The sequence below is a fragment of the Polaromonas sp. genome, from assembly GCF_039930745.1.
Classification (GTDB): domain Bacteria; phylum Pseudomonadota; class Gammaproteobacteria; order Burkholderiales; family Burkholderiaceae_C; genus Polaromonas.
This window is the reverse complement of sequence record NZ_JBDTTH010000002.1, coordinates 119177-140147: the sequence shown is the minus strand read 5'-3', so window position 1 is coordinate 140147 and position 20971 is coordinate 119177. Positions and strand designations below refer to the sequence as shown.

General features: G+C 62.8%; 21 protein-coding genes. 6 read left to right on the top strand and 15 right to left on the bottom strand.

The genetic code is table 11. The annotated features are described in order from the left end of the window. Positions 1 to 79: 79 nt before the first annotated feature. On the bottom strand, positions 80 to 1927 hold the full coding sequence (gene glmS / locus ABI660_RS01775; protein ID WP_348064325.1) for a glutamine--fructose-6-phosphate transaminase (isomerizing): 1848 nt from the start codon (positions 1925 to 1927) through the stop codon (positions 80 to 82). A gap of 133 nt (positions 1928 to 2060) precedes the next feature. Here glmS and ABI660_RS01770 point away from each other — a divergent pair, with 133 nt between their 5' ends. Continuing rightward, on the top strand, positions 2061 to 2546 hold the full coding sequence (locus ABI660_RS01770; protein ID WP_348064323.1) for an Lrp/AsnC family transcriptional regulator: 486 nt from the start codon (positions 2061 to 2063) through the stop codon (positions 2544 to 2546). Positions 2547 to 2606: 60 nt separating this feature from the next. On the opposite strand, the gene glmU is transcribed toward ABI660_RS01770, so the two are convergent. Next, complete coding sequence (gene glmU / locus ABI660_RS01765) at positions 2607 to 4040, bottom strand: bifunctional UDP-N-acetylglucosamine diphosphorylase/glucosamine-1-phosphate N-acetyltransferase GlmU (RefSeq protein WP_348064321.1); 1434 nt, start codon at positions 4038 to 4040, stop codon at positions 2607 to 2609. Between glmU and ABI660_RS01760 the strand changes: the two genes are divergently transcribed. Beyond that, positions 4039 to 4956 (top strand): DUF6279 family lipoprotein, encoded by a 918-nt coding sequence (locus ABI660_RS01760; protein ID WP_348064319.1) that lies wholly within the window; start codon positions 4039 to 4041, stop codon positions 4954 to 4956. The two genes, glmU and ABI660_RS01760, sit on opposite strands and share 2 nt — an antisense overlap. Before the next feature lie 35 nt (positions 4957 to 4991). Here ABI660_RS01760 and ABI660_RS01755 read toward each other — a convergent pair whose 3' ends face one another. From ABI660_RS01755 to ABI660_RS01745, 3 genes are all read right to left on the bottom strand, one after another. Then, on the bottom strand, positions 4992 to 5252 hold the full coding sequence (locus ABI660_RS01755; protein ID WP_348064317.1) for a hypothetical protein: 261 nt from the start codon (positions 5250 to 5252) through the stop codon (positions 4992 to 4994). A 52-nt stretch (positions 5253 to 5304) separates the two neighbouring features. Then, positions 5305 to 5481, bottom strand: coding sequence for a hypothetical protein (locus tag ABI660_RS01750; protein ID WP_348064315.1), 177 nt, complete (start codon positions 5479 to 5481; stop codon positions 5305 to 5307). A 134-nt stretch (positions 5482 to 5615) separates the two neighbouring features. Then, positions 5616 to 6377 (bottom strand): Crp/Fnr family transcriptional regulator, encoded by a 762-nt coding sequence (locus ABI660_RS01745; RefSeq protein ID WP_348064313.1) that lies wholly within the window; start codon positions 6375 to 6377, stop codon positions 5616 to 5618. 79 nt (positions 6378 to 6456) lie between these two features. On the opposite strand from ABI660_RS01745, the gene ABI660_RS01740 reads away from it, so the two are divergent. Beyond that, entirely contained in the window at positions 6457 to 6861 is a 405-nt protein-coding gene (locus ABI660_RS01740) for a BLUF domain-containing protein (RefSeq protein WP_348064311.1), read from the top strand. 25 nt (positions 6862 to 6886) lie between these two features. Here the strand turns inward: ABI660_RS01740 and ABI660_RS01735 are convergent, their stop codons facing one another. After that, entirely contained in the window at positions 6887 to 7876 is a 990-nt protein-coding gene (locus ABI660_RS01735) for an MBL fold metallo-hydrolase (protein ID WP_348064309.1), read from the bottom strand. A gap of 116 nt (positions 7877 to 7992) precedes the next feature. Next, complete coding sequence (locus ABI660_RS01730) at positions 7993 to 8589, bottom strand: TetR/AcrR family transcriptional regulator (protein ID WP_348064307.1); 597 nt, start codon at positions 8587 to 8589, stop codon at positions 7993 to 7995. A 54-nt stretch (positions 8590 to 8643) separates the two neighbouring features. On the opposite strand from ABI660_RS01730, the gene ABI660_RS01725 reads away from it, so the two are divergent. Together ABI660_RS01725 and ABI660_RS01720 are read left to right on the top strand one after the other, a co-directional pair. Beyond that, on the top strand, positions 8644 to 9144 hold the full coding sequence (locus ABI660_RS01725; protein ID WP_348064305.1) for a TfoX/Sxy family protein: 501 nt from the start codon (positions 8644 to 8646) through the stop codon (positions 9142 to 9144). Positions 9145 to 9649: 505 nt separating this feature from the next. Further along, positions 9650 to 10633 (top strand): LysR substrate-binding domain-containing protein, encoded by a 984-nt coding sequence (locus ABI660_RS01720; protein ID WP_348064303.1) that lies wholly within the window; start codon positions 9650 to 9652, stop codon positions 10631 to 10633. Positions 10634 to 10640: 7 nt separating this feature from the next. Here the strand turns inward: ABI660_RS01720 and ABI660_RS01715 are convergent, their stop codons facing one another. The 8 genes from ABI660_RS01715 to ABI660_RS01680 all read right to left on the bottom strand — a co-directional run bounded on the left by ABI660_RS01715 (position 10641) and on the right by ABI660_RS01680 (position 19738). Continuing rightward, complete coding sequence (locus ABI660_RS01715; protein ID WP_348064301.1) at positions 10641 to 12104, bottom strand: D-aminoacylase; 1464 nt, start codon at positions 12102 to 12104, stop codon at positions 10641 to 10643. Then, positions 12101 to 13012 carry a MurR/RpiR family transcriptional regulator gene (locus ABI660_RS01710; protein WP_348064299.1) on the bottom strand — a complete coding sequence of 304 codons (912 nt, stop codon included), beginning with the start codon at positions 13010 to 13012 and terminating at the stop codon, positions 12101 to 12103. Before ABI660_RS01710 ends, ABI660_RS01715 begins: the two co-directional genes overlap by 4 nt. Then, entirely contained in the window at positions 13013 to 14296 is a 1284-nt protein-coding gene (locus ABI660_RS01705; protein ID WP_348064297.1) for an amino acid deaminase, read from the bottom strand. It lies immediately after the preceding gene. Beyond that, on the bottom strand, positions 14293 to 15270 hold the full coding sequence (locus ABI660_RS01700) for an oligopeptide/dipeptide ABC transporter ATP-binding protein (RefSeq protein WP_348064295.1): 978 nt from the start codon (positions 15268 to 15270) through the stop codon (positions 14293 to 14295). Before ABI660_RS01700 ends, ABI660_RS01705 begins: the two co-directional genes overlap by 4 nt. Beyond that, entirely contained in the window at positions 15267 to 16274 is a 1008-nt protein-coding gene (locus ABI660_RS01695) for an ABC transporter ATP-binding protein (RefSeq protein ID WP_348046799.1), read from the bottom strand. The genes ABI660_RS01700 and ABI660_RS01695 overlap by 4 nt, the downstream gene beginning before the upstream one ends. Continuing rightward, complete coding sequence (locus tag ABI660_RS01690) at positions 16271 to 17110, bottom strand: ABC transporter permease (RefSeq protein WP_348064294.1); 840 nt, start codon at positions 17108 to 17110, stop codon at positions 16271 to 16273. Before ABI660_RS01690 ends, ABI660_RS01695 begins: the two co-directional genes overlap by 4 nt. Before the next feature lies 1 nt (position 17111). Further along, positions 17112 to 18053, bottom strand: coding sequence for an ABC transporter permease (locus tag ABI660_RS01685; protein WP_348064293.1), 942 nt, complete (start codon positions 18051 to 18053; stop codon positions 17112 to 17114). A 137-nt stretch (positions 18054 to 18190) separates the two neighbouring features. Next, positions 18191 to 19738 carry an ABC transporter substrate-binding protein gene (locus ABI660_RS01680; protein ID WP_348064292.1) on the bottom strand — a complete coding sequence of 516 codons (1548 nt, stop codon included), beginning with the start codon at positions 19736 to 19738 and terminating at the stop codon, positions 18191 to 18193. Between the two features lie 212 nt (positions 19739 to 19950). On the opposite strand from ABI660_RS01680, the gene ABI660_RS01675 reads away from it, so the two are divergent. Next, a complete protein-coding gene (locus tag ABI660_RS01675; protein WP_348064291.1) occupies positions 19951 to 20340 on the top strand; it encodes a RidA family protein in 390 nt (129 codons plus the stop codon). Positions 20341 to 20971: the final 631 nt, after the last annotated feature.

Sequence of the window (20971 nt, the reverse complement as noted above, 5' to 3'; positions counted from 1 at the left end):
AAGCTGTTTTTTGACAGCTTTTCTTAACTTTTTACAGTCTTTCTTTTTACGAACAGTGCGCTTTCGCGCACCGTTACTGTCATTCGACAGTAACGCTCTTTGCAAGATTACGGGGTTTGTCAACATCGGTTCCCCGCGCCAAGGCGGTGTGATACGCCAGCAACTGCAGCGGCACCACGTGCAGTAGCGGGCTGAGCGCGCCGTAGTGTTCGGGCATGCGGATCACGTGGATGCCTTCACCGCTTTCGATTTTGGTGTCGGCGTCGGCCAGCACGTAGAGCACGCCGCCGCGTGCGCGGACTTCCTGCATGTTGCTCTTGAGTTTTTCAAGCAAGGCGTCGTTGGGTGCCACGGTGACCACCGGCATGGCGCTGGTGACCAGTGCCAGGGGGCCGTGTTTGAGCTCGCCTGCCGGGTAGGCCTCGGCGTGGATGTAGCTGATTTCCTTGAGCTTGAGGGCGCCTTCAAGGGCAATCGGGTAATGCAGGCCGCGGCCGAGGAAAAGTGCGTTTTCCATTTTGGCAAAGTCTTCGGCCCAGCTGATGACCTGTGGCTCCAGCGCCAGCACGGCCTGCAGGGCGGCCGGCAGGTGGCGCATGGCCTTGAGGTGGGCGGCTTCCTCTTCATCGCTGAGCTTGCCTTTGCTTTGCGCCAGCGCAAGGGTCAGCAAAAACAGGCCAGCCAGTTGCGTGGTGAAGGCTTTGGTGGAAGCCACGCCGATCTCTACGCCCGCGCGGGTGATGTAGGCGAGCTTGCATTCGCGTACCATCGCCGACGTCGAGACGTTGCAGATGGTCAGGGTCTGCGTCATGCCCAGGCTTTGCGCGTGGCGCAGCGCCGCCAGCGTGTCTGCCGTTTCGCCGCTTTGCGTGATGGTGACCACCAGTGTCCGTGGGTTGGGCACCGAAGTGCGGTAGCGGTACTCGCTGGCAACTTCAACCTGGGTTGGAATGCCGGCGATTGATTCGAGCCAGTATTTGGCTGCACATCCGCTGTAGTAGCTGGTGCCGCAAGCCAGAATGAGCACCGAGTCGATGTCCTTGAAGGCGCGGTATGCAGCATCGCCAAAAAGCTCAGGCACGATACCTTCCACACCCTCCAGCGTATCGGCAATGGCGCGTGGCTGTTCGAAAATTTCCTTCTGCATGTAGTGACGGTAGGGTCCGAGTTCGGCAGCGCCGCTATGGGCCTGCACTGTCTTGACGTCGCGCTGCACGGCCTTGTGGTCGCGGTCCACCACCCAGTATTTGCCGAGCTGGATGTCCACCAGGTCGCCTTCTTCAAGGTAGAGGATCTGGTCGGTCACGCCAGCCAGCGCCATCGCGTCACTGGCCAGGAAGTTCTCGCTGTTCTCCTTGCCCACGCCAAGGATCAGGGGCGAGCCCGCACGCGCGCCCACCACGCGGTGCGGTTCGTCCTTGCAAAACGCCGCAATTGCATAAGCACCGCGCAACTGCCGTGTGGCCGCTTTCAAGGCTTCAAACAAATCGCCGTCATACAGGCTGTCCATCAGATGCACGATCACTTCGGTATCGGTCTGGCTGGCAAACACATAACCCTTGGCCTGCAGCGCCAGGCGCAATTCATCATGGTTTTCAATGATGCCGTTGTGCACCAGCGCCACCCTGCCCGGCTTGTGCACGGCGTCTCCAGTGCCATGGCTGAAGTGGGGATGCGCGTTGTGCACCGCTGGCGCGCCATGCGTCGCCCAGCGGGTGTGCGCAATGCCGGTGGCGCTTTCGAGACGCTCCGCACCGACCTGCTCCATCAATTCGGCCACGCGGGAAGTGCTGCGTGCCCGCTTCAGGCCCTGGTCATACACAGCCACTCCGCAGGAGTCATAACCGCGATATTCCAGCCGTTGCAGGCCTTGCACCAGGATGGGAACAATATTTCGAGTCGAAACTGACGCAACGATGCCGCACATGGAAGTCTCCTGAAGAACAATGCGCTGATGCTACGTGCTTGCTATTTTGTTATGTAATTGATTTTTGCCGAAAAATGGAATTAAACTTCACCAAATCAATGAACTTGAATTTAATTTCATTTAATAATTATTTATGGAACAAATATCTATTGACGAGATCGACCTCAAGCTGCTCGAAAGCATGCAAACTGATGCATCGCTGAGCAACCAGACGCTGGCCGAGCGCGTGCACATCTCGCCGCCGACCTGCCTGCGACGTGTCAAGCGCCTGCGCGATGCCGGGCTGGTGGAACGGGAAATCGCGCTGCTGAGCCCCGGCAAGCTGGCCGCCATCACCGGCTACGGGCTGACGGCCCTGGTCGAAATCACGCTGGACCGGCAAGGCGCCGAGCAGCAGGAAGCGTTTGAAACACGCGTAGCCCAAGACACTGCCGTGCAGCAGTGCTACCGCGTCTCGCCGGGGCCCGACTTCATGCTGGTGGTGCATGTGGCCGACATGCCGCGCTATCTGGCGCTGGCACAGCGGCTGTTCACCAGCGATGCGAATGTACGCAACGTCAAGGCGTTTTTTAGCATCAAACGTACAAAATTTGAGCCAAAAGTGCTTCTAGCCCAATAAGAACGGGCGAAGGCAGCTACTCATTTGATAGCAATTCTCCAGAAATCGATACCCGGCGATCTATTTGCCAGCCTTGTTTTTCACTGGCCGCCGCCAGTTGGCAATGCTCACCTGCCGGCCACGCGCCACGCTCAACGATCCAGGCGGGGTATCTTTGGTAATGGTCGAGCCGCCACCCACCGTGCAGCCAACTCCAATCGTCACCGGTGCCACCAGCACGCAGTTGCTGCCGATATGCACATCGGCTTCGATCACCGTGCGATGCTTGTTGGCGCCGTCGTAGTTGGCGGTGATGCTGCCGGCACCGTAGTTGACCCGCTCGCCCACCGTTGCGTCGCCCAGATAGGCCAGATGGTTGGCCTTGGCGCCTTTGGCCAGTGTGGCGTTCTTCACTTCGACAAAATTGCCGATGTGCACTTCGGCACCGAGTTGGGCACCGGGGCGCAGCCGGGCAAACGGGCCGATCAGTGAGCCTTCGCCGACCTGCACACCGAGCTTTTCGCCGTCGATATGGGTGAAGGGATGGATCACCGCGCCAGCGGCGATGGTGGCGTTGGCAATGCAGCAGTTTGCACCGATACACACGCCGTCACCCAGCACCACCTTGCCGTCGAACACACAGTTGACGTCGATCTCCACGTCCTGACCACACACCAGCGTTCCACGCACATCGAAACGGGCGGGGTCGGCAAGACGTACCCCTTGTTCCATCAGGGCCGTGGCCTGCTGCCGCTGGTAAACCCGCTCGAGTTCGGCCAGTTGAACCGGGCTGTTGACGCCGGCCACCTGCGCGGCGTCCGTGATCCGGTGCGCGACCACGGCCACGCCATCGGCCACGGCAAACTTCACGATGTCGGTCAGGTAATACTCTTTCTGGGCGTTCTGGTTGTCCAGCCGGCCCAGCCAGCCACGCAGCAGGCGGGTGGGCACAGCCATGATGCCGCTGTAGATCTCGCGGATCGCACGCTGGGCATCGCTCGCATCCTTGTGTTCGACAATCGCGCGGACCTGCGCCGAAGGCTGCTCCCCGGCGCGAACGATACGGCCATACCCGCTCGGGTCGGCCATGCTGAGCGTGAGCAGGGCCAGGCGCTGGCCATCACACGCGTCCACCAAGGCCTGCAGTGTGGCCACCCGGGTCAGCGGCACATCGCCCGACAACACCAGGGTGATGCCGTCATCAGCCAGCAGCGGCAGCGCCTGCTGCACCGCGTGTCCAGTTCCCAGCTGGGGTTCCTGCCGGGCAAACTGCAGCCTGATTCCTGATTCCGCGCCGCCCTGTTCCTGCACCATGCCCTGGCAGGCGGCCTCGACCTGCGCCGCGCCGTGGCCCGTGATCACGACAGCCTGCCGTGCCGATAACCTCGCTGCACAGTCAGTCACGTGCGCCAGCAAGGCACGGCCGGCCAATTGGTGCAACACTTTGGGCAAGGCGCTTTTCATCCGCGTGCCCTTGCCCGCGGCCATGATGACGACATCAACTGGAATGACCATGAAGTTTCCTGTGAATTTTCAGTTTGCAAGGCGAATCCCGGCCGGGCCGGGACTGCGCCGTTTCCTGCAGATTATCGGCGTGCTGCTGGTTGCCGGAACACTGCAGGCCTGCAGCGCCATCAAAATTGCCTACAACCAGGCCACCGAGCTGGCGTACTGGCAGCTCCATGGCTATTTTGACTTCGACAGCACGCAGTCCCCCAGAGTTCGTCAGGAGCTCGCCCGGGTTCATGAGTGGCACCGGCGAACCCAGCTTCCCGTCTATATCGAGACCTTGACGAAGTGGCAGACCTTGCTGCCTGGCGAACTCGATGAGGCGCAGGCCTGCGGCATTTTCGACGAGGTGCGGCACAAGCTCCAAGCCATCTCGGACCGCGCCGTGCCTGCTGCGGGCGCGGTGGTCGGCACACTGGGGCCGGAGCAGCTGGAAGCGCTGAAGCAGAAATTCTCAAAGCTTAACGCCGACTACCGGAATGACTTCCTTGAAGGGAAACCCCATGCCCTGATTGAAAAGCGTTTCAAAAAGGCTCTGAGCCGCGCCGAGATGCTGTACGGCAGGCTGGAGGAGAAGCAGCGGACGGTGCTGCGCGAGCGCATCCGGCAGTCGGTATTTGATGCAAATATTTCATTGGCCGAGTACCAGCGCCGCCAGCGCGACGCCCTGCAAAGCCTATCGCCGCTGATAGCCGGTCAGGCCTCCGAAGAAAAAGCCAAACCTGCCGTGCAAGCCTATCTGCAACGCGTCGCCAATTCACCCGACCCCGCTCACAGGCGCTACCAGGACCGGCTGGCGCGCGACAACTGCAAAACCTTTGCAGCCCTGCACAACAGCACCACCGCCGCACAGCGCGCAAAAGCCGTTCAAACCCTGCAGGACTATGCGCAGGACTTCGCCATCCTGGCTAGCAAACACTAGCTTTAGCTTTAGCTTGCGCACGCCGGAGGGATGCCCTACTGGCCTTTGGCCTTCGAGTGGGACCGGCCTTGTTGCTCGGCCTGTTTCAGCTCAATGGCTTCATCCTCATTGGCGGGCTTGGCTGCCCGGGCGTCGGAGGCTACGTCCGCATCGTCCAGATAGGTCTTGATGCTCTTCTGGTAGTCGCGTGTGCCTTCGTAGCTGCCTTCGCCGATTTGCCGAGGCGGCTGGGAAGTGGCGGAGTCTGCCCCGGCAGATGCTGACGCACCTGGTCGGGATGTCTTTTTGCTGCTCATGATGGTGGTTTCCTTTCATCGCTTGCCGGCGCCATGTCGGTCAGTCGGCGTGTCAATGCTGCGTGCGGGTGTGCTCCGGCCTTGCTGTTTCGGGCTCTTCGCCGAGCTGCCGCAAACGGCGTGGTTGGAATTCGCTCGAACCACTGCTTTGCTGCTGTTGCCGGTTCACCGGCCGTTGCGGCTGTTGCTGCTGCAACCTGCGCGAAGAAGAAGTGGTTTTGCTGTCCATTTGGAATTCCTGGGGCGTCGCTGGTGTGTCGGTTGGCACACAAGGGAAGAAAGTCCAGCTTAGGAAAGAGGCCGTGGGCAGCCTGTCGTCCAACCCATCCGCCAGATGTAGGACTAGACCTAAGCCGTCAGACCTTAAAGCAGGGGCACCCTGCGCATGGACAACTCGTAGTAATCGGCAATCCTGTGCAAGGCCTTGGGATTGCGCAGCTCCAGGCGTCCATTTTTGAGTTCATGCAAACCGAGCTTGTGCAGGCGCCTCAGGGTTTTGTTCGTGTGGACCAGCGACAAGCCCAGCGCATCGGCAATGTGTTGCTGATTGACGGGAAACGCCATCGATCTTTCCTGCACCAGCTCCAGCTGCTCGGCGCGCCGGTAAAGATGAATCAGCAGCATGGCCACGCGCTCTGTCGCATTGCGGCGCCCTGCGGTCAGCAGGTTTTCATCAACCATTCCCTCTTCCCGCGCGGCCAGCCAGGTCAGGTCGTAACCCAGGCCGGGAAACTGGCGAAACAAGTCCCACAGACCATCGCGCGGGAACACGCACAGAGCCGTATCGGTCAGGGCTTCCACGCCATGGCTGGCACCGTCAGCAAACTCCTGCTGCAGGCCGATGAAGTCGCCGGGCAGCAGGAAATTGAGGATTTGCCGGCGGCCATCACTGAGGGTTTTGTAGCGAAAGGCCCAGCCTGCGTACAGGGTGAACAGCTTGCCATTGGGGTTTTGCTCCGAGATGATGGAGCCGCCGGCAAGCACGGAAACCGAGCCGCTGCGGAATTTCTCAATGAATGCCAACTCCTGCGCCGAGACCGGTTTGAAGGCCTGTGTCTTGCGCAGCCGGCATTCGCTGCAATGGCGGGGACACAAGTGCGTCTGTGAAGGCGGGAAGGTAGGCACCGGAAAAATTTTAATACCGAAAGCCTGTGTCTTTTGACATTGTGATGGCCCGGCGCGCTGTCTACATTACACGCCAGCTATGGATAAAACATCACGATTGCATGAAGTGCTCTACGTCAGCACACTCGCCCCCGAGTCGCCCATCAAAGTCGTTTCCCAGATCGCTGCCCAAGCCCGTCGGGCCAACGAAGAAGCCGACATCACGGGGCTGCTGATTTTCGACGGCATGCGTTTTTGCCAGCAGATCGAGGGGCCGCACAAGGAAGTACTTCCCCTGATTCAGCGAATCCGGCAGGACAGCCGCCACACCGGCGTGAAAATCCTGCACCAGGGTCCGCTGGAGGCGCGGAGATTCAGGCGCTTCAGTCTGGGCTACGCTGCCGTCGATGACCAGGATGTCCTGGCCCAGCTTGAAAACGCAAGCCCCAAGCAGGCCATGGCGCAGTTCCTGGCCCTGATACCCAGTCTGGATCTGGACAGCTGAATCCGCGCGCCGCCCCAGAAACAGGTCAGGCTTGCAAAGCTGCCCACATTTCCTTGTCACGCTCTGCCGTCCAGATGCGCGGATTCTTGATCCCGCTGGCCTCGTCATAAGCCCGGCTCACGTCAAACGGCAGGCAGTGCTCGTAGATAAAAACCTGGCCGAAGATCGGGTCCATGCTTTTGCGGGTGTGCATCATCGCGCCTTTGAGATCCATCTTCGCGGCGGCCGCCTCCTTGCCGCAGCGGAACAGCGTTTCGACCCATTGTTTGGTGTAGTCAATGGCCTTGTTCACCTCGGCAGCGCCCTTCATGGCTTCGCCGCGGCCCGGCACGATGGCCTCGGCCTTGAGCGCACGCAGCGCTTCCAGCGTGGCGGGCCACTCTTCGAGCTGGGCATCGCCGGTGTAAACCCCGGCCTGGTACTCCACCAGATCACCGGAGAACAGCACTTTTTCTTCTTCCACCCAGGCAATGGTGTCGCCTCGCGTGTGGCCCGGCCCTGGGTGCCAAACCTGCACCTTGACGCCACCGAGGTCAACCACCAGCTTGCCGGGGACTTCGCCTTTGACAGGATTGCCGCCAGCAATCACCATGGTCGGCCAGGTCAGGCCGGGCACACTTTCGGCGTTGCGGAACAGGCGCGGAAAACGCTCCATTTCGCTTTGCATGTCTTCGGCGCCGCGCTCCACAATCAGCTCGTAAGTGCCATGGCTGGCAATCACCTCGGTCGCACCTTCAGCCACGTAAGCGCTTGCTCCCAGTACACGTACCGCGTGGTAATGCGTCAGCAGTACGTACTTGATGGGTTTGTCGCTGACGGCGCGGATGCGCGCAATCAGGTCCTGTGCCATCGCGGGCGTGGCCGTGGCATCGCTGACCATGATGAACTTGTCGCCGATAATCACGCCGGAATTCGGGTCGCCCTCGGCGGTGTAGGCCCAGCAATGCGCACTGAGCTGCTCGAAAGTGATTTTTTTGTCCGTGAGGTCGGACTGCGAAGCAAAAGCTTTGGACATGGGGAAAGTCTCCGTGGAAATGGCCGACAAAGGCATCGGCCCGTGTGTGCTGTGAAATTTTACTATACGTAACTTATTACGAATAGTAAAACACCCGCACTCCCGCCGGGTGACGTTCAAGCCAGCCCGAGCTCAAGCATGGCGATCACCTCTTCGGCATAGTCGCGGTAACTCATGGGCCCGTCGGGACGCATCCAGGTGAAGGTCCAGTTGATCATGCCGAACAGCATCATGGTCACCGCTGTCTGGTTGGCTGGGGTGATGCGCTGTGGATAGGCGCGGGTGAGAAACCGCGTCATGGCCGACACCACGTCACGCTGCCGGTCCAGTATCAGCTCGCGCTGGACTTCACTGAGAAACTTGGTGTCGCCCAGCAGCGCGCTGTGCCGCGTGGCCGAGCTTTCGTACTGGTCCAGAAAGTTGCGGATCAACTCATGCAGCGCGGCGCGGTCGTCCAGGTTTTTGCGTTGGGCACTGGCATCCGTCTGGCCGATGATGGCCAGCAGATGCTGCGTGTAACGGTCCAGCAGGTCAAACAGGATGGCTTCCTTGCTGCCGTAGTAGTGGTACAGCCTGGCCTTGGAGGTACCGCAGGCCGCGGCAATGTCATTCATGCTGGCGGCCACATAACTGCGCTGCGCAAAACACTGGGCGGCCACGTCGAGGATGGCTTCACGCTGGAGCTCGTGGGTCGCGGATTTGGGACGGGCCATGCAGCTATTGTGAAGCACAGCACCGGCTTTGAAAGCACGCGCTAGACTTCCCCCATGGCTGCCGACCTGTCATTTGCCAACTATTGCTGTGAGCTGCTGGGCAGCGCGGGGCCGTGCTCGGCGCGCCGCATGTTTGGCGGGTTTGGCATCAGCACCGGCGGGCTCAACATCGCGCTGGTGGCCAACCTGGGCGGCGGCGACACCTTATGGCTCAAGGCGGACGAAGAAACCCGCGGCCTTTTTGAAGCCGTGGGCTGTGCGCCTTTTGTCTATGAAGCCAAAGGCAAGGCCATGAAGCTGAACTACTACAGCGCGCCCGAAGACGCGATGGAGTCGCCTCAGCTCATGGCGCAGTGGGCCCGGCTGGCGCTGGACTGTGCCTTGAAAGCACGTGCAGCCAAGGTACCACGGGCGCGAGCAGCTACCAAATCAGTAGCAAAACGGGGAAGAGCAGCCAGCAAGGCCACGCCCACTCCGCCCACCACCCCGGCAACAAGGCGCGCCGATGCCGTACCCGCCAGCCCGAAGGCCAAGCGCAAGTCGCGCAGCGGCTGAGCCACGCCACCACGCCATTGCGGGCCGAGCGCCAGTACCGGTGACGGCCTGCTGCTGATGGCCGCTCCTGCCGCGGCAGGCAGCGCATCCCAACTGAAATAGGCTGCCGACGGGTCCGGGGAGTTCCACGACTCCATCACCAACACCTGCCCCGGCAGGAGATTCAGTGTGTCGCCAGCCCCCAGAAAGTGGTCCCCGCCACGCACGACATCATCGCCTTGCGCATTGTCGAAGGTGATCCACACCCGTCCGTGCGCGATACGCAACACGCCGGGCTGGCTGGGCCGCAACGTCAGTGCACGACTGTCGCCCAGCTTCCAGCAGCCCAATACCGTGTCCGTGCCGGCGAATGAATGCAGCTCATGGTGGTGAAGGTGGTTCATGCTGTTCTCCTGAAGACAAAGGTCGTTGATGGGAATGAATGATCGCGCTCCGGCACTTGGCAGTCCAATGAAATCGCGCTACGCTATTCATTCCTGAGACGCATCAATCAAAAATAGCCGCCATGCAGCATTCCCAAACCCATTTGCGCACCCGCCCCATCTCGGTCGGCCAGTTGCGCGCCTTTGAAGCCGTTGCCCGACACCTGAATTTCCGTGCCGCCTCGGAGGAGCTTGCGTTGACCCAGTCGGCCGTGAGCCGGCAAATCCAGGCGCTGGAGGAAGAAGTCGGCCTGAGCCTGTTTCACCGCCACACGCGCTCTGTGGAGCTGACCGGCGCTGGCGGCGCGTTGCTGCGCGCCGTGACACCCTCGCTCGAGCGTATTGACGGTGCAGTGCGGCAAATCCGCCAGAGCGCCGGCCGGAAAAGTGTCTCACTCACCACTTTTGCATCGTTTGCATCGATGTGGCTGATCCCGCGGCTCGAAGCCTTCCAGCGCGACAACCCTGACATGGACATACGCATTGATGCGTCCGACGTCTCCATCGACCTGGAAACCTCGGACCTGGACATGGCACTGCGTTACGGTCCGGCAGGCAGGATGCCGGCAGGCGCGATACGCCTGTTTGGCGAACAGATGACACCGGTGGCCAGCCCATGGCTGCTCAAAAGCGGCCCGCGCCTGAAAAAACCCGAGGACCTTGCGCACTTTGCATTGATTGAAGCCGGGGACTCGCATTCCACCCACATGGAATGGTTGACCTGGCGGCGCTGGCTGGAAGTGCACGGCACGCCCAAGCTGGAGGGCAAACGCTGGCTTTACTTCAACTATGCCTACCAGATGGTGCAGGCAGCATTGACCGGCCAAGGCATCGTGCTGGCCCGCCTGCCCCTCATTGCCGAAAGCCTGGCCTCGGGTGACCTGATCGAGCCGCTGCCAAAAACACGGCTGGACTCACCCATGGCCTATTGGCTCGTTGTTGGCGCACGCAGCGCCGGCCGGCAGGAGGTGAAGGCATTTTGCGATTGGCTGCTGGTTCAGAGCGCCCTGACCCGCAAGGCCATCGGCGATGAGCCGGACCCCGACACCGTGGACAATATCGACTGAGCGTCCGTCAAGCGGTCGGCACCGGCCGCTTCAGCATACGGCCAGCATGCGCCAGCGCCTGCGCGCAGCCCTGGTCACAGGCCAGCTGGCCGTTGACGTAGACGGAGCTGATGCCCTCTGATCGCGCAACAGGCTGCTCGTAAGTGGCGACATCCCTAACCTTCGACGGGTCAAACACCACCACATCGGCGTGCCAGCCCAACTGCAACTGGCCACGCTGGTGCAGGCGGAAGTTGCGGGCTGACAGGCCTGTCATCTTGTAGATTGCCGTTTCCAGCGGGAACAGCCGTTGCTCGCGCCAGTAACGGGCCAGCACCCGCGGAAAAGCGCCCCACAGGCGCGGATGCGGGTGCCGGTCATGCGGCAGGCCGTCCGAGCCAATCATGCTCAGCGGGTGCGCAATCACACGGCGCACATCGTCTTCATGCATCTGGAAATAGCAAGCCCCGCCGGGTTGCAGGCGGCGGCAAACCGTTTTCTGGTCGACACCCCACTCGGCGGCAATCGACGCCAGGGTGCGGCCCATCATCTCCGGATGCGGCGTGGACCAGCTCACCAGCACGTCGATCACGCCATCCACCAGATCCTCGCGCAGCACGGTCGAACCGGCTACATAGGGGTAGACGTCCATGGCCACCGCCTGGCGCTGTGCGAACGTTTCGATCAGCGGCAAGGTTTCCTGCGTGCGGCCCCAGTTGGCCGGACCGGCGCATTTGTGGTGCGAGATGACCAGCGGCACGCCGGCTTGGAAGGCGCAGTCGCCCGCCTCGTGCATGGCCTCCAGAATGTCGGCCATCTCCGAGCGCATGTGGGTGGCGTAGATGCCGCCGTAGCGCGCGACAACGCGCGCCAAGGCCGTCACCTCGGACGCCGGCGCCGGCATGGCTTCGGCATAAAACAGCCCCGATGACAGGCCGATCGCACCCTGGCCCATGCATTTCTCCAGCAGGCTGCACATGGCAGCCACCTCCCCGGCAGTTGCGGGCTGGGTGAGGTCGTCCATGCAGGCGAAGCGCAGCGTGGTGTGGCCAATCAGCGGCGCCACGTTGACGGCGGGCTGCGCCTCGGCCACTGCCTGCGCATAAGCATCTACCGAAGGGTATTTGAACGAATTGCCCAGCAGGGTGAGGGCGCCTTGCGGCTCTTCCACCACGAAGGGCGCGACCGACAAGCCGCAGTTGCCGGTGACCACCGTGGTGATTCCCTGCGACAGCTTGGGGAACATCCCGGGCGCGTTCAGCACGATGGCATCGTCATGGGTGTGCACGTCGATGAAGCCGGGCGCGATCACCAGGCCGGTACAGTCGCTCACCTGGACATCGGCCAGAGCCAGACCATCAGGCAAACGGTGGCGTAAACCCGCGCCCAGGGCCGCGATCCGGTCACCCACCAGCAACAGGTCACCCAGCTGGCCGGGCGAGCCGGTGCCGTCCACCAGCAGGCCGTTTTCCAGCAGTACGGCGCGCGTCATCGCACTTTCCCCATCTTGACCTTGGCGCCTTCGTCCCAGTCCAGCCGGGGATGCTGATGCATGTCCACGCCGCGCGTCTCCAGCGTGCGCTGGATGTTGGCCAGCCGGTCCACCGCCTTGTCGCCTAACCGCTGCGCCACCAGCACGGTGAGGATCTCGATCACGGTCAAGTGCGCCAGATAGGCCTCGGGGCCAACAGGCATCACCGGGTCAGGCGCCACTTCCACGCCCAGCACGATATCGGACAGCGCCGCCAGTTGCGAGCCGGGCTGCGTGAGCGCGATGATGGTGGCGCCCTGCGAGCGCGCCACATCCACCGCCTCCAGCAGCGAAGGCATGCCGCCCACATAGGTGATGGCCATCACCACACCGCGCGGGCCGATGGTGGCCGCCGAGATCAGCTGCAGGTGCGGGTCCAGGTAGCTGTTGGAGGCCAGGCCCATGCGGTACAGCCGCGCCTGCAGGTCGGAGGCCATGAAGTTGGAGGTGACTCCGACGCCGTAGCAGTCCACCCGCGCGCCTTGCACGATGGCGTCGGCAGCCGCCTGCACCGCCTCCACGCTGAGCTGGGCCTGCACATTGTTGATCACCGTGGCGGCGCCGCGCGTCACCTTGGCAATCACCTCGCGGGTGTCGTCGTCAATGCGCACGCGCCGGTTCAGCGGCGAGCCGCCCACAGCGAGCTCCTGTGCCAGGGCCAGCTTGAATTCGCGCAGCCCCGGGTACCCCAGATCGCGGCAGGCCCGCATGATGGTGGGCACTGAGCTGTTGGCGCGCTGGGCCAGGGTTTCGAAGGTTTCGTCCAGAACGCGCTGCGGATCTTCCAGGATCAGGGCCAGCACGGTGCGCCGCGCGGCCGGTGCGCGGTCCATGATTTCGGCAATTTTTTCGAGTACGCGAGGAGTCATTTAAAAGCAGGTGACGATGGCGTCACACACGTTGGTTTGTTCGTCCACCACCGGCATCCAGCGCCATTTGTCGAAAGTGGTGCAGGGGTGGGAGATGCCCAGCGCGACCAGGTCGCCGACACGCAGGGCCTGATGTTCCGGCCCGCTGCCGCGCAGGTAGGCGTGCTGGTCGTTCAGGCCGGTTATTTTCCAGTCGGCCGGTGCCGGCATCATGGCGGTCTCGCCAGCCTTGCACAAGCCAAGCGGCACAGGAAGCTCCAGGTCGTAGGAAATATCGCGCTTGCCCACCGAGAGAATGGTCAGGCCGGGCTCGGGGCAGGACTGCACGGCCGCCCACACTTCCATCGCCGCGTGCAGGCCGTGGCCGCAGCCCATGCGTGCGGCGACGGCATTCATGAAGCGATGGTACGTTCCGTGGTCGTGCGTCACGTAGCAGCCGGAACGCAGCAGGCCCAGCACGGGTCGTGACAGCTTCATCTTCAGGTGTTCGGCGACCAGATCGAAAATGGCGGAGCCACCGGCAGTGAGCAGGATTTCTTGCGTCTCGAACAACTGCTGTTCATCGCAGGCCTTGGCGATGTCGCGCACGCGCTGCATCAGCGCATTGGCGTAGGCGGTGTCGGCATCTGACTGGCCGGTGGCTCCCAGGCCTTCGTAGCATTCGATGCCCACCAGGCGCGTGCCCTTGCAGGCACCCAGGCGCTGCGCCAGCGCGAGTGCCTGCCCGTGGCTGCGGCAACCGGTGCGGCCGCCGTCCACGCCGATCTCCAGCAGCACGTCGAAAGGCTGGGCGTGCGGGTTCGCCGTGTACCAGGCTTCAATGAGCTCCGCCTGCGCCAGCGAATCCACGAGAAATGCCACGCTCAGCCCGGTATGGGAACGCTTGAGGTCGGCTATGCCCTGCAGGTCCACCGCCTGGAACACCTGGTTGGCGATCAGGCAGCGCTTCGCACCGGCCGTCACGCCCGCGCGCAGTTGCGTCACGGTGGCAAAGGTCAGACCCCAGGCGCCGGCATCGAGCTGGCGCCTGAACAACTGCGGTGACATGGTGGTCTTGCCGTGCGGCGCCAGGCTCACGCCGTGGCTGCCCACAAAATCCTGCATCCATTGCAGGTTGCCGGCCAGCGCGTCGCGGCGGATCACGGCCAGCGGCAAAGGCAGGTCGCCGCGCAACACGTTCCAGCCCTGGGTGCCGACGGCCGAGCGGCGCAGCGGCGGGCTGTGGTGCGGAAAGCCCTTCCAGGAAGCGTCGAGCAGAGGGTCGAGAATGTCTTGCAGTGTCATGGTGTCGTCAATGATTCGATGTCGTCACGGATGCAGGCTTTCAGCCGGCCACCGCCCATGTCGCGCGGCTCCGGCCGCGTCTGCGCGCAGGCGTCGATGACATACGGGCAGCGCGTGCGAAACACGCAGCCCGAAGGCGGGTTGACCGGGCTGGGCATGTCGCCTTTCAGGGGCACATGCACCATCTTCAGCGTCGGGTCGGGCTTGGGCGAAGCGGCCAGCAGTGCCTGGGTATAGGGATGCAGCGGCCGCGCGAACAGCGCTGCCGTCGGCGCCACTTCCATCACCCGGCCCAGGTACAACACGACCACCCGGTCGCACAGGTATTCCACCACATCCAGATCATGCGAGATGAACAGCATGGTCAGCGACAGCTGGTCGCGCAGGTCGCACAGCAGGTTAACCACCTGCGCCTGGATGGACACGTCCAGCGCAGACAGTGGCTCGTCAGCCACGATGAATTCAGGCTCCACTGCCAGCGCGCGCGCCACGCCGATGCGCTGGCGCTGCCCGCCGGAAAACTCGTGCGGGTAGCGCGCCGCGTGCTCAGGCGGCAGGCCGACCAGCTGCAGCAGCTCGGCGATACGCTGCGCGGTGGCTTCCTTGCCTTTCGCCAGGCCGTGCACCTGCAGCGCCTCGCCCAGGATGTCGCGCACCCGCATCTTCGGGTTCAGGCTGGCATAGGGGTCCTGAAAAATCATCTGCAGCTTGCTGCGCAGGGCACGCATGCGGCTACCGGAAGCCGCGCCCAGGTCCTCGCCGCGGTAGCTCACCGTGCCACCGGTACTGTCGACCAGGCGCAGCAAAGCGCGGCCTATGGTGCTTTTACCCGAGCCCGATTCGCCCACCAGGCCCAGCGTCTCGCCGGGATGGATGACGAAGGAAACATCGTCCACCGCTCGCACCGTCCGCGCCGAGGAGCCGAAAAATTTCTGCAGGTTCCTGACTTCAATGAGCGGTGCCACGCTGCTCATGCGGCCTCCGGAACGAGGATGCAGCGGGCGCTGCCGCCGGCTTCGTCGTTGCGCAACGCCGGCATGGCGTCGCGGCAGGCCGCGATGGCCTTGTCGCAACGCGGCTCGAACGCGCAACCCGGTGGCGGTGCCAGCGGGCTGGAAACCTGGCCGCGGATGGCGTAGAGCCGGCGTTTGCCGTCGAGCGCCGGCGCCCGTCCACGCTGCTGCGCCGGCAGGCAGGCCAGCAGGCCCTGGGTGTAGGGGTGCTGCGGCCGCGCGAACAAATCGTGCACCGGAGCGGCCTCCACGATGCGGCCGGCGTACATCACGGCCACATCGTCGGCATGGTGGGCCACCACGCCCAGGTTGTGGGTGATGAACAAAATGCTCATGCCCGTCTCGGCCTGCAGCCTGCGCATCAGCGCGAGGATTTGCGCCTGGATGGTCACGTCCAGCGCGGTGGTGGGCTCGTCTGCGATCAGCAGCGTCGGGTCGCAGGCCATGGCCAGCGCGATCATCACGCGCTGGCGCATGCCGCCGGAAAGCTGGTGCGGATACTCGTGCAGGCGCTGCGCGGCGGCCGGTATCTCCACCAGTTCCAGCATGCGCAGGGCCTGAGCCAAGGCGGCGGCGTGGTCCAGCCCCTTGTGCAGCCGCAGCGATTCGGCGACCTGCTCGCCGACAGTAAAGACCGGATTCAGGCTGGTCATCGGCTCTTGGAAAATCATCGCAACCTCGTTGCCGCGGATGGCGCGCATGCGCGGCTCGGGCAAGGTCAGCAGGTCAAGCGTCTCGCCGGCGCGGTTGACGAACAGGGCCTGGCCGCTGACCTGCGTGGAGGCCGTGCGCGGCAACAGGCGCATCAGGGTCAGGCTGGTGACCGATTTGCCGGAACCAGATTCGCCGACAAGGGCCGTGGTCTTGCCGGCGCGGATGTTGAAGCTCACATCGGCGACGGAACGGATCAGGCCTTCGTCGGTGTCGAAGAAGGTGGAAAGGTGACGCACTTCGAGACGGTTCACATCGATTTCCGCAGACGCGGATCCAGCAAGTCGCGGATGCCGTCGCCCAGCAATTGCAGCGAGAGCGCGGTCAGGATGATGGCCAGGCCCGGGAACATCACGATCCATAGCGCCTGGTGGGCGTATTGCTGACTACCGGCAACCATGGTGCCCCAGGTCGGGATTTCGGGCGGCACGCCCACGCCGAGAAACGAGAGCGCCGCCTCGGCCAGGATGGCGTAGGCGAAGATGAAGGAGGCCTGCACCAGGATCGGCGACATCAGATTGGGCAGCACATGGCGCCACAGGATGCGAATGGTGGACACACCCACAGCGCGCGCCGCCTCCACGAACAGCAGCTCGCGCACTACCAGGGTGGAGGCGCGCACCACACGCGCCACCCGCGGCGTATAGACCAGCACGAGGGCCAGCACCACGTTCAACATCGAGGGCCCCAGGATGCCGACCAGAGCAATTGCCAGCAGGATGTCGGGGAAGGACATCATGGCGTCCACCACGCGCATCACCGGCGCATCCAGCCGGCGAAAGAAGCCCGCGACCAGGCCGAACAGCGTACCGGCCACTACCGAGCCCAGCGCGGTCAGCAATGCAATGGTCAGCGAATAGCGGCCGCCGAAGGCGATGCGGGCGAACAAGTCCCGGCCCAGTTCGTCGGTGCCGAACAAATGGGCGGAGGAAGGCTGCGACAGCCGCTGGCTCACGGCGGTCTCGTTGGGGTCCAACCCGCTCAAGGGACCTGCGAACAGCGACACCAGCACCACCACGACCAGCGCAATGGCGGCGGCCAGCACGATGCGGCGACGAAACAGTTTGCGCAGGATCAACGGCATCTGCATATCAGTACTTCACCCGTGGATCGACCACGGTGTATAGCAGGTCAATCAGAAAGTTAATGACCACGTAAATTGCGGCCACCACCAGCAGCGCGCCCTGGATCACCGGGTAGTCGCGCCGGATCACTGCACTCACCACCAGGTTGCCGACGCCCGGCAGCCCGAACACCGTCTCCGTCACCACCGCGCCGCCTATCATCAGCGCCACCGTCAGGCCCAGCACGGTGACGATGGGCACCAGCGCATTGCGCAGCGCATGCTTGAGCACCACCACGTTTTCGGAAAGCCCCTTGGCCCGGGCGGTGCGCACATAGTCCTCGCCCAACACGTCCAGCATGGAGGCGCGGGTGAAGCGGATGATGAGCGCCGAATTCAGCACACCCAGAACCGTGGCCGGTAGCACCAGGCAATGGATGCGCGCGGCCAGCGAGGCGCCCGGCTCGCCATAACCCGAGACAGGGAACCAGCCCAGCGAGACCGCAAAAATCTGCATCAGCACCAGGCCGAACCAGAAGCTGGGCACGCTCGCGCCCAGCATGGCGAAGCCGGTGAATGCCTGGTCGATGGCTCTGCCGCGGAACACCGCCGAGACGATGCCGCAGGGCAGGCCGATCAGCGCGGCGATCGCGACGGCCATCAGCGAGAGCAAGGCGGTGGGCTCGGCCCGCTCCCACAGCGCCTGGGTCACCGGCCGTTGCAGGAAGATGGATTCACCCAGGTTGCCGCGGGCCAGCTCGCGGATCCACAAGCCGAACTGCACCGGCAGGGGCTTGTCCAGACCGTAGACCTTCTGCACCCGGGCAATGTCCTCAGCCGTCGCCTGGTCGCCCAGCAAGACTGCGATCGGGTCGCCAGGCGCGGCGCGCGTGAGGATGAACACCAGCACCGCCACGATGGCCATGACCACCAGCATGCCGCCCAGGCGTGATAACAAATAGCGGGTCATTGCCTTGTTCTACCCAAAAGAGATGAGATCTTTGTATCCATCCGAAAGCACCCTCGTCCCAACCAAGCCGCGGAACTGGCTTTGCCGGGCCGCCCCCTCGGGGGCAGCGACCACACGAAGTGAGGGAGCGTGGGGGCTCAACTCTTTAGACTGGTATTCCAGAAGAATGGGTAGGTGTAAGGCGTGTAGCCCTGTAGCGCCGGCGCGCGCGCCGACAGGCTGGCGAACTTGCCGACGTGGATGTAGGGCACCTCGTCGTACACCACCTGCTGCACCTTGCCCCACAGCGCGCCGCGCTTGGCGGGGTTTGGCTCCTGGTTCAGCGCGGCCAGCGCCTCGGCCTTGGCCGGTGAACTCCACCAACCCGGTGCACCGTCGCCCAGTTGCGGCGGCGAAAGCATCGGCTCGGGGAACAGACCTGAATGCGTGATGTAGATGTCCCACAGCTTGGGATCGGCACGGCGTTGCAGCAGCGTCGCCCACTCGACCACGTTGAGTTCGGCCTTGAAACCGGCGCGCTTGAGCTGCTCGGCCATGATGAGCGCCATGTTGTAGTGGAAGTCGTATTGCCGGCTGGTCAGGATGCGTACCGGATCACCTTTGTAGCCCGCCTGCTCGGCCTGACTCTTGGCCTTCTTCGCGTCGCGTTCGTTGTAGGCCGTGGTGCCGGCAGCCGAATAGAACGGTGTGCCCTTGGGGAAATGATTGCCTTCAGCGATGAAAAAGCGCGTGTCGCCAAAACCCGCCGCCAGCATTTCGCCTTCGCCCAGCGCGGTCTGGATGGCCTTGCGCACCGGCTGCTGTGCCAGCGAGCCTTCCTTGGTGTTGAACACCAGATAAGGAAATCCGAAGGACGGCGTCATGATCGGCACCACCTTGCCGCCGGCCTTCTCCAGCCGCTGCAGGGCCTCAATCGGCAGCAGGTCGGCGTAGTGGAACTGGCCGGCCAGAGCGCCTTCTACCCGCGTGTTGGCATTGGGCACCGGCACAAAGCGCAGCTCCTCCACCGTGGCCACGCGCTTGCCGCCGTAGCCGCTGGCGGCTTCGCTGCGCGACACGTAGCCGTCAAAGCGGGTGAGCAACACGTACTGGTCTGGCTTGCGCTCCTTGAACTTGTAAGGCCCGGTTCCCACGTATTCGCGCAGCGGCTGGGCCAGCGTTTCCTTGGCCATGATGGCCGCCATGCCCGAGGCCATGGCCAGCTGCGAGAGCAGCGGCGCATAGGCATTCTTCAGGCTGATCTCCACGTTGAGCGGGCCCTTGGCGGAAAGGTCAGCCACCTGCGCCGCCACCGACTTGCCGCGCGGCGAGACTTCCATCCAGCGCTTGAGGCTGGCTACCACGTCGTCGGCGTTGAGCTCGCGGCCGCTGTGCAGCATCACGCCCTTGCGCAGCACGATGCTGTAGAGCTTGCCGTCGGCCGAAATTTTCGGCATGGCCTCGGCCAGCATGGGCACCAACGTCGCCTTGGCATCAAAGGTGAACAGCGGCTCGTAAACGTGCTGCATGATGATGCAGACCAGGTCCGCCGGAGTGGACTGGATGTCCAGTGTCGGCGGCTCGGCCACCATGGCCAGGTTCAGGGCCGACTTCGGGGCCTGGGATTGCGCCGCCAGCGGCAGGCATGCTGCCGCGCCAAGCGCAAGTACGGCCTTGCGGCGACTCAGAGTCAAGGAATGCAGCATGTTCAATCTCCTGAATGTGAAAGTATTTTTCAGAGTGCAAAGAATATGCCATCCAAAAATAGGCAAATATCGGTGCATACCCTGATTTTCGATCCACTTCTGAAAATATATTTCATAATTAAGCTTACTCATCCCGCTCTTGGGGCGTGCGGTGAGTCGACGGCACCAGCACGGTGTCACCGTATTTTTATCAGTAGCAAGGAGTTTTTGACATGGCACTGCAGTTTCTCGGCAACCCTCCCCTCGCGTCGGACCAGCAACCTCGGCCTTTTTCACCGGCCGTGCGGGCGGGCGACTTTGTTTATGTCTCTGGCCAGGTGCCGGCGGACGAAAAAGGCGAGATCGTTGCGGGCGGCATCGAGGTGCAAACCCGCCAGGTCATGCAAAACCTGTCCACTGCGTTGGCCCTGGCCGGCTGCACGCTGGCCGATGTCTGCAAGACCACGGTCTGGCTGCAGGACGCGCGCGACTTCGGCAGTTTCAATCGGGTCTATATGAGCTACTTCGGTGAGGGTAGGCCGGCGCGGTCTACCACCGAGGCGCGGTTGATGGTGGATGCTCGGGTTGAGATTGATGTGGTGGCTTACAAGCCGATGGCTTGATGATCAAATAGCCATGTTTCCCAATAGATTCGGGCGGCATCAGCTATTTAATTCATAGCAAACTGGGCTGGTCGTCTACCAGATCTGTCATCCCGGACTTGATCCGGGATCCATGTTTGCTAATCATGTGGCTCCTCTTTCTGTGGTGCACCAACTTGCCGGGTCTCGCCCCGGCGGGCGACTTACTTTTCTTTGCTTCGCCAAAGAAACCTAAGGAAAAGAAAGGCGACCCGATGGTCTGGGTCCCTCCGCTGCGCTACGGGCAACCTCCGGTGCTCGCCGAAAACGGGGTCGAGCTCGAACTCGCCTTCGGCTCAGACAATCGCTCGCCCTGATCCGTTTTCGGCTGCGCTCCTCGGCCCAGCCCGACGGGTGGGGAACGAATGCGGATGCGGGGAGACATGACACGCGAAGCGCGTCATGTCGGAGAACGTGGCCGTCAAGTTTGCGCGTGGCAGCAGCACACGATCTCAATGAAGTCCCTTAGAGCAATTCTTAGGCAAAGAATTGATGATCAATTCGGTGAGACCCTGGCACACATGGCCAGCAGAAAACAGAAGAAACAGCTGAGCACAACAATTGAGACCCAGGTCGGAAGCGGTTTCCTTGGACTCGGAATTTTTGCCTCCAA